Genomic DNA, 13,582 nt, shown 5'->3' with positions numbered 1-13,582 from the left:
CACCTCGCCCGCGACCACCGCGAAGCCGCGCCCCTGCTCGCCCGCGCGCGCCGCCTCGACGGCCGCGTTCAGCGCGAGGATGTTGGTCTGGAACGCGATCCCCTCGATCGTGCCGATGATGTCGGCCACCTTCGTCGAGCTCGTCGCGATGTCCTGCATCGTCGTGACGACCTGGCCGACGACCTCGCCGCCCTGCGTCGCGATGTCGGACGCGTTGACCGCGAGCTGGCTCGCCTGCCGCGCGTTCTCCGCGTTCTGGCGCACGGTGCCCGTCAGTTGCTCCATGCTCGACGCGGTTTCCTGCAGCGACGCCGCCTGCGATTCGGTGCGCGCCGACAGATCGGCGTTGCCGCTCGAGATTTCGCGCGCGCCGGCGTCGACCGCCGCCGTGCCGCGGTGCACGGCCTTCACCATCTCGGCGACGGCCGCCTGCATCCGGCCGATGCCCTGGAACAGCCGGCCGATTTCGTTCTTGCCGGCAACCTGCGGCACCTGCGCGAGGTCGCCCTCGGCGATGCGCTCGAACTGCGCGATCGCGACGTTGAGCGGCTGCACGATGAGCCCGCGCAGCGCGAAGCGGATGCCGATCACCATCAGGAACGCGGCGACGATGCCCGCCGCGATCAGCGCGATCATCAGCGAAATGCGCGCCTGTGTCGTGTCGAAGCGCGATTCCGCGCGCTTCGAATACGCGGCGACCACGGCGGACGCCGCGCTGTCGTACGCAACGAACATCGGGCTGATCTTCGTGTCGGCGATCGCGTGGTATGCGGCGAGATCGCCCGCGCGCGCGGCGGCGAACTCCGGCTCGACGCCTTCCTTCGCGAGCGTCGCGTAGCGCGCGGCGAGCTCGTCCGTCAGCGCCTGGTCGATGCCTTCCTTCGACGCCGCGAGATACGCCTGCCAGTTCTGCGTCGACTTCGCGTACAGCTCCTGCGCGCGTGACAGCACCTTCTGCGCCTCGTCGGCGTTGCCGGCCTCGGACAGCGTCTTGAAACGGTCGAGCGCGACGCGCGAGCGCAGCAGGTACGACGACGCGTCGTCGAGCGTGTGGATCGTCGGCAGGTCGCCGTGCGCGATCGCGTCGAGCGAGCGGCTCGCGTGATTGAGCGCGTACAGCCCGAGCCCGCCGACCAGCGCGGCGACGAGCACCAGCATTAATCCGACGGCCGTCAGCGTCGTGCGGATCGACCAGTTGTGCAGCATCGTCAGCTCCCCGTAGTTCCGTTGCGTCCTTCGCGCCCGCTTACGCGCCGAGTGTCTCGATCAGCGCCATCTCCTTGCTCGTCATCAGCTTCTCGATGTCCATCAGGATCAGCATCCGCCCGTCGACCGTGCCGAGGCCCGTCAGATACTCGGTCGTCAGCACGCCGCCGAACTCCGGCGCCGGCATGATCTGCTCGTTCGACAGCGTGAGCACGTCGGACACGCCGTCGACGACCATCCCGACGACGCGATGCGCGACGTTCAGGATGATCACCACCGTCTGATGGTCGTAGTCGACGCGGCCGAGATGGAACTTGATGCGCATGTCGACGATGGGCACGATGATCCCGCGCAAGTTGATCACGCCCTTGATGAACTCGGGCGCGTTCGCGATCCGCGTGACGCTGTCGTAGCCGCGGATTTCCTGCACTTTGAGGATATCGATGCCGTATTCCTCGTCGCCGAGCGTGAAGACGAGGAATTCCTGGCCCGCCGCGTCGCCCTGCTCGGCGTCGCGGCGGTTGGCCGCGTTCGCCGCGGCCGGATGGTTCGTTTGGACTTCGGACACGTTAGCCCCCAGGTCGATGGATGACGTAAGTTAGGACACCGCGAGCGCGGCGCTCGCGTGCGCGCCGTGCGTCGTGCGGGTATCGCGATTGAGCGCCGCGACGTCGACGATCAGCGCGACGCTGCCGTCGCCGAGAATCGTCGCCGCCGAAATGCCGTACACCTTGCGGTAGTTCGTCTCGAGGTTCTTGACGACCACCTGCTGCTGGCCGACGAGCTCGTCGATCAGCATCGCGAAGCGGCGGCCCTCCGTCTGCATGATCGTGACGATGCCCTGCGTCGGATCGGTGCGCGCGCCGTCGACCAGGAACACCTCGTGCAGTGCGACGAGCGGCAGGTATTCGCCGCGCACGCGCACGACGCGCTCGCCGTTGCCGATCGTGTAGATGTCTTCGGCCGAAGGCTGCAGCGACTCCATCACGAAGTTCAGCGGCAGGATGAAAATCTCGCTGCCGACCTTCACCGACATCCCGTCGAGGATCGCGAGCGTGAGCGGCAGCACGATCCGCGTCGTCGTGCCGCGGCCGGCCTGCGACGTGATCTCGACGTGCCCGCCCATCGACTGGATGTTGCGCTTGACGACGTCCATCCCGACGCCGCGGCCGGACACGTCGGTCACGACTTCGGCCGTCGAGAAGCCCGGCGCGAAGATGAGGTTCCACACTTCGTCGTCGCTGATGTTCTCGGAGATCTGCATCCCCTGCTTCGCGGCCTTCGCGAGGATTCTGTCGCGGTTCAGGCCCGCGCCGTCGTCGCTGACCTCGATCACGATGTTGCCGCCGTGATGCGCGGCCGACAGCACGAGCTGGCCGACCGCGTCCTTGCCCGCCGCGCGGCGCGCCTCGACGGTCTCGATGCCGTGATCGAGGCTGTTGCGCACGAGGTGGGTGAGCGGATCGATGATCCGCTCGATGAGGCTCTTGTCGAGCTCGGTCGCCTGGCCGAACGTGACGAGCTCGACCTGCTTGCCGAGCTTGCCCGCGAGGTCGCGCACGAGCCGCGGGAAGCGGCTGAACACGTAGTCCATCGGCATCATCCGGATCGACATCACCGCTTCCTGCAGGTCGCGCGCGTTGCGCTCGAGCTGCGCCATGCCGTTGTACAGGCGGTCGTGCAGCGCCGGATCGAATGCGCTCGTCGTCTCGGCGAGCATCGCCTGCGTGATCACGAGTTCGCCGACGAGATTGATCAACTGGTCGACCTTCTCGACGCCGACGCGAATCGAGCTGCCCTCCGCGCTCGCGGCGGCGGCCGGACGCGGCTTGCGGTCGTCGTGATGCGGCGCGGCCGCTTGCGCGGCGGCTTGTGCGACCGATGCCGATGCCGGAGCCTGAGCCTGAGCCGATGCCGGCGCGGCGGCGGGCGCCGCGGGCGCGCTCGGCGCAGCGGGTTGCGCGGCCGGCTTCGCTTCGGCGGCGGTCGCCACCGGTTCCGCCGCCGATGCGGCCGCCGCAGGCTCCCGCTCGGCGTCGTCCGGCTGCTCGGCGGCCTGCGGCGCGGCGGCCACGTCCGGTTGCGCGACGCCCGCGCTCGGCGCGGTGCCGCGGCCGATCGCGATCTGGCTTTCGTCGATCACGAAGCAGCACACGGCGATGATGTCGTCCGACGACACGTCGGTCTCGAGCCACAGCGTGAGCGCGTCGCCCGTCTTCGCGCGGCCGACGATCTGGCCGAGATTGCCGAGTTCCTCGGTCAGCAGTTCCTGGTCCTTGTCGCCGACGCCCGACAGCGTGATCTTCAGATGCGGGCCGTCGCCGCCGCTTGCGGCGCCGGGCGCCGGATGCGCGGCCTCGACCGCCTGCTCGACGACATGCGCGGGCGCGCCGAAGAGGCCCGCCGTCGGCGCGGCCGCAGCGGCAGGCGCCGCCGCGACGGACGCGGCCGGCTGAGCGGCCGCCGGTGCCGATGCTGCCGATGCGGCCGGTGCTGCCGCGGGCGCGGCGGCGGCGGCGCTCGCCGACGCCTTCAGCCGCTCGAGCTTCGCGCAGATCGCGGCGGCCGCGGCCGCGTCCGGCTCGGCGCTCGCGCGGTAGTCGGCGAGCTGGTCGGACAGCACGTCCTTCGTCTCGAGGAACGCGTCGACCATTTCCTTCGTCAGCGTGAGCTCATGGTTGCGCGCGCGATCGAGCAGCGATTCGAGGATGTGCGTCGTTTCCGTGAGCGCGGTGAAGCCGAACGTCGCCGCGCCGCCCTTGATCGAATGCGCGGCGCGAAAGATCGCGGCCAGATCCTCGGGATCGGGCGAGGCGACGTCCAGGTTCAGCAGCAGTTGCTCCATCTGCGCGAGCAACTCGTCGGCTTCGTCGAAGAACGTCTGATAGAACTGTGTGATGTCGAGAGTCATGCCGGTTCACCGCATAAAAACGTCATGTTCGTCACGAAAGGCTCGACGACGCCGACAGCGCCGCGACCAGCTCGAGCAGCGCTTCCGGGTCGAGCGGCTTTTCGATCCAGCCGGTCGCGCCCGCCGTGCGCGCCGCGTCCTTGAACGCGTCGCCGTTCTCGGTCGTGAGGACGAGAATCGGCGTCGCCTCGTATGCCGATTGCGCGCGCAGCGCCACGATCACGTCGAGGCCGTTCTTCTTCGGCATGTAGTGGTCGGTCAGTACCAAGTCGAACGGCGTGGCCAGCGCGACGTCGAGCCCGACTTCGCCGTCCGAGGCGACGGTCACGTCGTAGCCCGCTTCGCCGAGCGTCGCGCTGAGCAGCGTGCGCATCGTGGCGGAATCGTCGATGGCGAGAATGGTTCGGATCATGTCTTGTCTCGAATGCGTGTTCTCGAAAATGTCAGGGTTTCGGCGCGGCCGGCACGCCCGGCGCGGCGGCCGCGCCGGGCGGCGTGATCTGCTGCGCGAGGCGTGTCGAGCCGGCTGCGTCGGACGACAGCGTCGTCGTCGTCGCGTCGTCGCGCATCAGCGCGAGCTCGGATCTGCGGTTCAGCACGATGATGCTGATCCGGCGGTTCTCCGGATCGAGCGGGTCCGCCTTGTTCAGGTTCTGCGTCGACGCGAGGCCGAGCACGCGCAGCACCTTCGCCTCGTCCATGCCGCCCGCGATCAGCTCGCGGCGCGACGCGTTCGCGCGGTCGGCGGACAACTCCCAGTTGCTGTAGCCGCCCTCGCCGCCCGCATACGGCACGGCGTCGGTGTGGCCCTGGACGATGATGCGGTTCGGCACGTCGTTGAGCGTCTTGCCGATCTCGCGCAGGATGTCGCGCATGTACGGCTCGACGGCGTCGCTCGACATCGCGAACATCGGCCGCTTCTGCGTATCGACGATCTCGATGCGCAGCCCCATCAGCGTCGAATCGATGCGGATCTGCTGCTTGAACTGGCGCAGCGTCGGGTTCGCCTCGATCGCCGCCATCAGCTTCACCTGCAGGTCGTGCAGCCGCATCTGCTCGCGGCGCTCGAGCGAGCCCTGCGCCTGCGCGAGCGCTTCGTCGTCGTTCTTCTTCACGATGCGCTCGGCGAGACTGGTCGAGCCGTCGGTGCGGCGCGTCGTGCCGGCGTCGATGCTCGAGAGGTCGCGGCCGCCGCCCTTGATGATGCTCGAATCGTCCGCGTTGCGATCGCCGCTGCCGAAGAGCGCGGCCTTGAGCGGCGTGTTGAAATATTCGGCGATGCCCTTCAACTGCACGGGCGTCACCGCCGACAGCAGCCACATCAACAGGAAGAACGCCATCATCGCGGTCATGAAATCCGCGTACGCGAGCTTCCATGCACCGCCGTGGTGCCCCTTCTTCTGATGGTTCACCCGCTTGACGATGATTGCCTGATCCTTGCCTTTGCTCATGTCGGGCCTCTCGCGCTCACTTCGCCTTCACGCGGCGCACGTGCTCTTCGAGCTCGGCGAACGACGGACGCTCGGTCGAGAACAGCACCTTGCGGCCGAACTCGACGGCGATCGCGGGCGCGTAGCCGTTCAGGCTCGCGAGGATCGTCACCTTGATGCACTGGAACATCTTGGTCGACTCGGCGACGCGCTGCTCGGCGAGGCTCGCGAGCGGCCCGATCAGCCCGTACGACAGCAGGATGCCGAGGAACGTGCCGACGAGCGCCTGCGCGATCATCGCGCCCAGCACCGCGGGCGGCTTGTCGGCGGACGCCATCGTGTGAACGACGCCCATCACCGCGGCGACGATCCCGAACGCGGGCATCGCGTCGCCGACGCGCATCAGCGCGTGCGCGGGGCCTTCGCCTTCCGCGTGGTGCGTCTCGATCTCCTCGTCCATCAGGCTTTCGATCTCGAACGCGTTCATGTTGCCGCCCACCATCAGGCGCAGGTAATCGGTCAGGAATTCGACGATGTGATGGTCGGCAAGAATCTTCGGGTACTGGGTGAAGATCGGGCTCTTCTCGGGTTCGTCGATGTCGGCCTCGAGCGTGAGCGTGCCTTCCTTGCGGGCCTTCGCGAGCAACACGTACAGGAGCGCCATCAGCTCCATATAGATGTCCTTGTTGTACTTCGAGCCCTTGAACAGCGCGGGCAACACGCGCAGCGTCGCCTTGATCGTCTTGATGCCGTTGCCGAGAATGAACGCGCCGACGCCCGCGCCGGTGATCATCAAGATCTCGACCGGCTGAACGAGCGCGCCCAAGTGTCCGCCCGCCAGCGCGTAGCCGCCGAACACGGACAACAACGTCACGAGAGTTCCCACGAAAATCAGCACTGCCTGTCCCTCACGAATGAACGGCCGGGAGGCCGCCGTTAAGTGGTTTACGGCAGTCGGTGCGAAAACTTTGAGAACCGCCCGGCGGAGGCCCGCCGGTGTATACCAGCAGAGGGGAGGAAGCCGTGCGCCGCGCGGCGCGCGAACGGCGTGGCCCCGCGGGCGGAGCGAACGCTCGTTCGCCCGCGGCCGCGCGCGGGAAGCTTACGCGGCGATGGCGGCCTGGTCGGCCTGCGCGGCGGCCTTGCGGGTCTTGCCCGCGCGCGACGGCGGCTGGCAGAGACCGCACACGTAGCCGTGGTGCGGATCGTGCGCGTGTGCGACAAAGTGCCCGCCGCAGCGGGTGCACGGCGTCGTCTGCAGCATCCCGGAATCGAAGAAGCGCACGAGCGTCCATGCGCGCGTGAGGCTCATCACCGCCTCGTCGTCCGACAGCCCGACGTGCTCGAGGTACAGCCGGTATGCCTTCACGATCGCCTGGATCGAATCGCAGCCGCCGTGCTCGCGCATGAAACGGTAGATGTTGTAGAACAGCGAGGAATGAATGTTCGGCTGCCACGTCATGAACCAGTCGGTCGAGAACGGCAGCATCCCCTTCGGCGGCGACATGCCCTTCAGCTCCTTGTAGAGCTTGATCAGCCGATCGCGCGACAGGTTCGTCTCGGCTTCGAGCAACTGCAGCCGCGCGCCTAGCTCGATCAGTTCGATCGCCAGGGTGATCTCCTTGACCTCGACCACTACGCTCTTGGACGCCATCGCCGCTCTCCGCTATTTATCCAAACAAAACAATCAGACTTCCGATTTCGATTCGCGCATCAATACGCGCCGGCGAGACGCGCGGCTTCCGTTCAACGGAAGCTTTCGACCGGCTGCCCGGCCATCAGGATCGCCGAATGCGCATGCGCGACGGCGGAGCTGCGGCCCTTGTCGGCGAGCGATGAGAGCATGGAATGATCGTCGAAACGGAAACGGCAGAGCATCTGGTTCGAGGCGGCGAGCTTGACCGTCTGGGCAAGCGTCAGGTTCACGAGCACATCGGCGAGTTCTTCCGAAATCCCCATGCGGAACATGCCCATGGCCTTGTCCTCGCGCAGCAGTCGTTGCGCGAGCAGCAGGTAAGACAGGTTGACTTCGTTGATCTCGGCGAGCATTTCGCTGGTTGCGCTCATGATTCGATTCCCCCGTAAGAAATCTTTGGCCAATCGGTAATGCCAGTGAAAACGTTTGCTCGATCTACCCACTGAGTTGCGGGCAATCGGCTTGTTTATATTCTTACGGGCATTTTGGCCAATCGGCGGGGGGGCCGCTATCAGTGAAGGGGAATGCGCTTTGCCGGAATTATCTGTAAACCGTGTAGGAATTTTTCTGACAAAGACCGGAAACGGCCCGCAGACGCCCGTCTGGCCGAAAGCCCCGCCAATCAAGGCAGGGAAAACACCATCTTCAGGTACGGCGGGGCACGCCGGCGGAATCCGCGCCATTGCGGCGGGCAACTATTGCATTCCGCTTCTGCCACATCCTAGTCATTCAAACAGGCGTTTTCTAGGGTTTTTGCGTATTTCATCCTGTAACAAGGGTTAAGCGTTTGAAAAATCGCTCGATACCGCTCGCGCGATCCCGATAATGAATCCGAAAGCCCGGTCCGGCGACGTTCGCCGCGCACCGCCCGCTTGCCCCCCGGGCAGGCGCTCACCGCTTACCGGAGCGAAGCTCGCAACGCCCCTCGGCGAGTTCCGCCCTCTTCGCAACGGAGAAACGCTCATGCGCATTGCCCAGATCGCCCCGCTCTACGAAGCCGTTCCGCCCAAACTCTACGGGGGCACCGAGCGGGTCGTGTCCTATCTGACCGAGGCGCTCGTCGAAATGGGGCACGACGTCACGCTGTTCGCGAGCGGCGATTCGGTCACGTCGGCGCGCCTTGAGGCCGCCTGGCCGCGCGCGCTGCGGCTCGATCCGTCGATTCGCGACGCGATGGCGCCCCATATGCGCCTCCTCGAGCAGGTCGCGCGGGTCGCCCACACGTTCGACGTCCTGCACTTGCATCTCGACTACCTGCCGTTCCCGCTGCTGTCGCGCCTCGATGCGCCGTTCGTCACGACGCTGCACGGCCGGCTCGACCTGCCTGAGCTGCAGCCCGTCTTCGACGCGTTCCCGAATGTACCCGTCGTGTCGATCTCGAATTCGCAGCGCACGCCGCTGCCGCAGGCCGGCTGGGCGGGCACCGTCTACCACGGGCTGCCCGACACGCTACTCACGCCGCAAGCCGGCCGCAAGCCCGAATATCTCGCGTTCCTCGGGCGCATCTGCCCGGAAAAGCGCGTCGACACCGCCATCCGGATCGCGGCGCAAAGCGGCCTGCCGCTCAAGATTGCGGCGAAAGTCGACAAGGTCGACGAAGATTATTTCAAAGCCGAGATCGAGCCGCTTCTCGGTTCCGCGCACGTGGAGTTCATCGGCGAGATCAACGAGGCGCAAAAGCCCGCGTTCCTGTCGGGCGCGAAGGCGCTGCTGTTCCCGATCGACTGGCCGGAGCCGTTCGGCCTCGTGATGATCGAGGCGATGGCGTGCGGCACGCCGGTCGTCGCGTTCAACCGCGGCTCCGTGCCCGAGGTGATCGACGACGGCGTCACGGGCTTCATCGTCGAGGACGTGCAGGGCGCCGTCGGCGCGCTGCACCGGATCGACGAATTGTCGCGCGATGCAATCCGCGCGCAATTCGAGCAACGTTTCAGCTCGCACGCAATGGCGCGCCGCTATATCGACATCTATGAAACGCTGCGCGAAGCAGCCAAGCAGCCGCAATGGCGACGCGTGGCGACGGGTTAACCCTTTGACCGGCGCGATTGCAGAAATCACGCGCCCATTACGCCGCGCATAGAAGAAAGCCGCATCGGGAAATGCGGCTTTCTTTTTGCCAAGCGTCCGATAATCAGCCGATCAAAAAGCGCTCGCGGTTTTTGCCGACGATCCAATGCGGGGGCTTCCCGCGGCCGCTCCAGGTACTGCCGGATTTCGGATCGCGGTATTTGGCCGGCAGCGGTCCCCTCTTCGGCGGACGACCGCGCCGCGCGCGCTCCGCGAATCCCAGATCCTGCGCCGTGAGGCCATACTCGACGATCTTGCCTTGCAGCTCGGCGATCACGGCCGCGACCTCCTGACGACGTACCTCTTCCGCCTGAGCCTGCAGCTCGACGATCTGCGCCTTGATTTTCGCGTATTGAGACATTTCGACTCCCTATATCATGATCCGCCTGGCATTTCCCAGCCTAGACACAAAGGATCTATTGCGCAATCGGAATTGCTACGAAATCCAACAAAAACATTTCGTCTGATAAATTTTAAAATTCAATTGCCATACTCGTGCAATACGGCGTTATTCTAATAAAAACGCCGATCGGCCAATCCCAATTTGACAATCGTTGACTCTTCGGAAACCGTAAGATTTCCTATAATCCAGGCGGCATTCGTGGATGCGTCCCCGCTTTTTGTGGCGCAATCCGTTTTCGATTTTCACCACCAGGAACCACTCCAATGAAATTACCTCAGCGTCTCGCAGCAGAAGTGTTCGGCACGTTCTGGCTCGTTCTGGGCGGCTGTGGCAGCGCCGTTCTGGCGGCCGCGTATCCGGGCCTCGGCATCGGCTTTACCGGCGTCGCATTCGCGTTTGGCCTGACCGTTCTGACGATGGCGTTCGCGATCGGCCACGTCTCGGGGTGTCACCTGAATCCGGCCGTGAGCGTCGGCTTGACCGTGGCGGGCCGCTTCCCGGCCCGCGATCTCGTGCCGTACATCGTCGCGCAGGTCGTCGGCGCCACGCTCGGCGCGTTCGTGCTGTATCTGATCGCGACCGGCAAGCCGGGCTTCGACGTCGTCAGCAGCGGCTTCGCGACGAACGGCTATGACGCCCGCTCGCCCGGCCATTACTCGCTTGCGGCCGCGTTCATTTGCGAAGTCGTACTGACGGCCTTCTTCCTGTTCGTGATCCTCGGCTCGACCGACAAGCGCGCGCCGGCCGGCTTCGCGCCGATCGCGATCGGCCTGTGCCTCACGCTGATCCACCTGATCTCGATCCCGGTGACGAACACGTCGGTAAACCCGGCGCGCTCGACGGGCCCGGCGCTGTTCGTCGGCGGCGAGGCGATCGGCCAGTTGTGGCTGTTCTGGGTCGCGCCCATCATCGGCGCGGCGATCGCGGGCGTGGTATACCCGCTCGTCGCGGGCCGCGACGAAAGCTGACGCCGGTGCGGGCGGCATCGGGCCGCCCGCCCGTCGCCTCACAAGGCGACACGACAGAGGAAGATCGACATCGCCCTTCGCCGGCCAATGGCGGCGGGGCAGAACGGGAACGGGCGCTGCGGCGCCCGTTTTTCATTGCCGAAGCTCGTCGCGCGCTGGCTCGAGCGGCTCTGTCGGCGCGATCGAGGCGGACGAAGCGGTCGATGCGCAGTCAGTGAGTGGTCGGGTTCTCGAGCGCGAACAGCGTGCGCAGATGGCGCGCGACGCCCGCGTCGAAGTTGTTGCCGATCCGCGGCACCCTCGGCAGGCGCGTGACGAGATCGGGATTCGCGTTGTTCATCATGAACGGATGCCCGGCCGTCTCGAGCAGATCGATGTCGTTCATGTTGTCGCCGAACGCGACGCAATGCGCGGGATCGACGCCGAGCCGCTCGAGCACGACCCGCAACGCTCGTCCCTTCGAGACGTTCGCGGTCATCACTTCGAGGCAGTCGGGCAGCGAATAGGTGACGTAGAGCGCGCCGCCGAACCGGCGCGCGAGGTTGTCCGACACGACGGCCAGATCCTCCGGCTCGCCGATGTACAGCACCTTTGCGATGTCCGTGCCGTCGTGCGACAGCATGTCGACGACGTCGTAGCGAAATCCGGAATCCTGATGGAATGCGAGCAGATGCGGCGCATCGCGGTCGATCAGCCAGCCGTCATTGGTGAACAGATTGACGATCACGCGGCCGTGCGTGCCGACGAGCTCGGGCCTCACCAGTTGCCGCACCGTGTCGGCGGGCACGTCCTGCGCGTGAATCCGCGAATCGTCCGGCGCATGCACGCGCGCGCCGTTCGACGTGATCAGGTAAGGCCGGATGCCGAGCACGTCGCGAATGCCGGCGACGTCCGCGTAGTGGCGCCCCGTTGCGATCACGAAGGGCACGCCGTCGCCCGCGAGCCGCCGCACGGTGTCGATCGTGTAGGAATCGAGCTGGTGGTCGCTGTTGAGCAGGGTTCCGTCGAGATCGGTGGCGATGACTTTATACATGGCGGACGTCGGAGGATGCGGGGGGCGCGGGAGTAAGCGGACATTCTATCGTCGGTCGGGAGACGCCGCTTGCGGATGTCCGTTTGCGCCGCCCACCGGGTTCATTGCGATGCGACGAGCCCGAGCCTCGCCGCTTCCCGCGCGGCGAGCCGCAACGCGCCGTGCGCGGAATCGGCCTGCGGTACCACCAGCCGCGCGCGGTGAGGCTCGGGCACCGCGCTCGCAAGCGCGCCCGCAAGCCCGCCGCACAACGCGACGGGCAGCGCCGCCGCGGGATCGAGCGCGTCGATCATCTTGGCGATCTCGACGCCCGCCTGCTCGATCCAGCGCGCGGCGGCCGGATGATCACGATGCGCGAACACGATCGGCGCGAGGCGCGCATACGCGGTTTGATTCGCCGCGCATGACCAGACGACGAGAGCGTCGCGATCGGACGCGCCCGTATGCGCGACAAGCGCCTGGGCGAACGCGTCGAGCGGAACACGGCCGTCGAGCGCCTGCTGCGCGTGCGACAGCGCTCGCAAGCCGAGCCAGGCGCCGCTCGCCTCGTCGCCGGACGGAAAGCCGTATCCGCCCGCGATCCGGCAGACGCCCGATTCGTCGAGTGCGGCGGCGATACTGCCCGTGCCGAGCGCGACCACGACGCCCGGCGCGCCGCCGTGGGCGCCGACGACGGTCGTATAGGCATCGCTTTCTACCGCGAGCGCGGCAAGCGGCGCGCTCGCCCGGAACGCATCCAGCCACTCGCGATGGTTCACGCCGGCGAGCCCGCAGCCGAGCACGCAGCACCGCCAGTCGAACGCGACGCCAGCGCGCGCGCAGGCGTCCGCGCAGGCGGCCTCGATCTCGCGCCACGCGGCTTCGATGCCGAGCGCAAGCCCGGACGGCCCGCCGCCGCCTTGCGCGAGCTCGCGCCCCTGCGCATCGGCCAGCACCGCGCGGGTGCCCGTGCCGCCGCCGTCGATACCGATCAGGAAAATGTCATTGCCCATCGCTTGCTTCAATCCGGAAGATTCGTCGAAGTAACATCGTTGCCAGAGCTTAACCGCAACGGCCCGCCGCGCCCATCGGCCGAACGGCCAGGCTTGCGCCCGCTCGCCGATCCGCTATGCTGGCGCGACCACATCGACGGAACACGCAACAGATGCCGAAGCAGGAACGCTGCAGCTGGGTAAAAACCGAAGCGGACGCTCACTATCACGATACCGAATGGGGCGTGCCGTCGCACGACGACCGCCATTTATTCGAAATGCTCGTGCTCGAGGGCGCGCAAGCGGGCCTGTCCTGGTCGACGATCTTGAACAAGCGCGCCGGTTATCGCACGGCGTTTGCCGATTTCGACGTCGACAAAGTCGCCCGATTCACGCCGAAGCGGATCGACGAACTGGTGCTCGACGCGCGCATCGTGCGCAATCGCGCAAAGATCGAGGCGGCCGTCACGAACGCGCGCGCGGTCCAGCAGATTCGCGCGGAACACGGCTCGCTCGCCGCATTCCTGTGGTCGTTCGTCGATCATGCGCCGCTGCAGAACGCATGGCCGTCGTACCGCGACGCGCCAGCGTCGACCGAGCGCTCGGACGCGCTCAGCAAAGCGCTCAAGCGCTACGGCTGCAAGTTCGTCGGCTCGACGATCTGCTATGCGCTGATGCAGGCGACGGGCATGGTCAACGACCACGAAAAGAATTGCCCGTGCCACGCGCGCTGCGCGGCGCTCGGCAAGAAGATCGCGAAGAAGAAAACGGCGGCATGACGCTCATGCGGCCGGCGGCGCATGCCGGCGTCGATTGCGCCTGAATCCGCTGCGACTGCCGCTCGCAGCGGCATGAGCGGCGCGGCCCCAACCCCGGATCGTCGAGCCACGCGTGCTG

General features: G+C 66.5%; 14 protein-coding genes. 3 read left to right on the top strand and 11 right to left on the bottom strand.

What is annotated here, in order from left to right:
* The 8 genes from X946_RS22565 to flhD all read right to left on the bottom strand — a co-directional run.
* Positions 1-1,206, bottom strand: a 1,206-nt coding sequence (locus X946_RS22565; protein ID WP_038752322.1) for a methyl-accepting chemotaxis protein, incomplete at its 3' end; no start/stop codon positions are given.
* 40 nt (positions 1,207-1,246) lie between these two features.
* A complete protein-coding gene (gene cheW, locus X946_RS22560) occupies positions 1,247-1,774 on the bottom strand; it encodes a chemotaxis protein CheW (protein WP_038752319.1) in 528 nt (175 codons plus the stop codon).
* Positions 1,775-1,804: 30 nt separating this feature from the next.
* Positions 1,805-4,117, bottom strand: a complete 2,313-nt coding sequence (cheA, locus tag X946_RS22555; RefSeq protein ID WP_038752317.1) for a chemotaxis protein CheA — start codon at positions 4,115-4,117, stop codon at positions 1,805-1,807.
* 31 nt (positions 4,118-4,148) lie between these two features.
* On the bottom strand, positions 4,149-4,529 hold the full coding sequence (locus X946_RS22550; protein ID WP_038752314.1) for a response regulator: 381 nt from the start codon (positions 4,527-4,529) through the stop codon (positions 4,149-4,151).
* A gap of 31 nt (positions 4,530-4,560) precedes the next feature.
* The gene (gene motB / locus X946_RS22545; protein WP_038752311.1) at positions 4,561-5,568 is read right to left on the bottom strand and encodes a flagellar motor protein MotB; all 1,008 of its coding nucleotides are present in this window, start codon (positions 5,566-5,568) and stop codon (positions 4,561-4,563) included.
* A gap of 16 nt (positions 5,569-5,584) precedes the next feature.
* Positions 5,585-6,445 carry a flagellar motor stator protein MotA gene (gene motA, locus X946_RS22540; protein ID WP_038752308.1) on the bottom strand — a complete coding sequence of 287 codons (861 nt, stop codon included), beginning with the start codon at positions 6,443-6,445 and terminating at the stop codon, positions 5,585-5,587.
* A gap of 204 nt (positions 6,446-6,649) precedes the next feature.
* Entirely contained in the window at positions 6,650-7,201 is a 552-nt protein-coding gene (flhC, locus tag X946_RS22535) for a flagellar transcriptional regulator FlhC (protein ID WP_038752305.1), read from the bottom strand.
* A gap of 92 nt (positions 7,202-7,293) precedes the next feature.
* Entirely contained in the window at positions 7,294-7,614 is a 321-nt protein-coding gene (flhD, locus tag X946_RS36585) for a flagellar transcriptional regulator FlhD (RefSeq protein WP_038752303.1), read from the bottom strand.
* Positions 7,615-8,206: 592 nt separating this feature from the next.
* Between flhD and X946_RS22525 the strand changes: the two genes are divergently transcribed.
* Positions 8,207-9,271 carry a glycosyltransferase family 4 protein gene (locus X946_RS22525; protein ID WP_038752300.1) on the top strand — a complete coding sequence of 355 codons (1,065 nt, stop codon included), beginning with the start codon at positions 8,207-8,209 and terminating at the stop codon, positions 9,269-9,271.
* Between the two features lie 103 nt (positions 9,272-9,374).
* Here the strand turns inward: X946_RS22525 and X946_RS22520 are convergent, their stop codons facing one another.
* Entirely contained in the window at positions 9,375-9,671 is a 297-nt protein-coding gene (locus X946_RS22520) for an H-NS histone family protein (protein ID WP_038752297.1), read from the bottom strand.
* A 305-nt stretch (positions 9,672-9,976) separates the two neighbouring features.
* Here X946_RS22520 and aqpZ point away from each other — a divergent pair, with 305 nt between their 5' ends.
* Complete coding sequence (aqpZ, locus tag X946_RS22515; RefSeq protein WP_038752294.1) at positions 9,977-10,681, top strand: aquaporin Z; 705 nt, start codon at positions 9,977-9,979, stop codon at positions 10,679-10,681.
* 211 nt (positions 10,682-10,892) lie between these two features.
* Here the strand turns inward: aqpZ and X946_RS22510 are convergent, their stop codons facing one another.
* Positions 10,893-11,714: a Cof-type HAD-IIB family hydrolase gene (locus X946_RS22510; RefSeq protein WP_038752291.1), complete on the bottom strand. Its 822-nt coding sequence runs from the start codon at positions 11,712-11,714 to the stop codon at positions 10,893-10,895.
* A gap of 101 nt (positions 11,715-11,815) precedes the next feature.
* A complete protein-coding gene (locus tag X946_RS22505) occupies positions 11,816-12,706 on the bottom strand; it encodes a BadF/BadG/BcrA/BcrD ATPase family protein (protein WP_052145144.1) in 891 nt (296 codons plus the stop codon).
* A 152-nt stretch (positions 12,707-12,858) separates the two neighbouring features.
* On the opposite strand from X946_RS22505, the gene X946_RS22500 reads away from it, so the two are divergent.
* Positions 12,859-13,464, top strand: coding sequence for a DNA-3-methyladenine glycosylase I (locus X946_RS22500; RefSeq protein ID WP_038752286.1), 606 nt, complete (start codon positions 12,859-12,861; stop codon positions 13,462-13,464).
* Positions 13,465-13,582 lie beyond the last annotated feature (118 nt).

Origin of the sequence: Burkholderia sp. ABCPW 111 (assembly GCF_000773065.1) — a bacterium.
Taxonomy (GTDB): Bacteria; Pseudomonadota; Gammaproteobacteria; order Burkholderiales; family Burkholderiaceae; genus Burkholderia; species Burkholderia savannae.
This window is presented reverse-complemented; position numbering and strand designations above follow the sequence as displayed.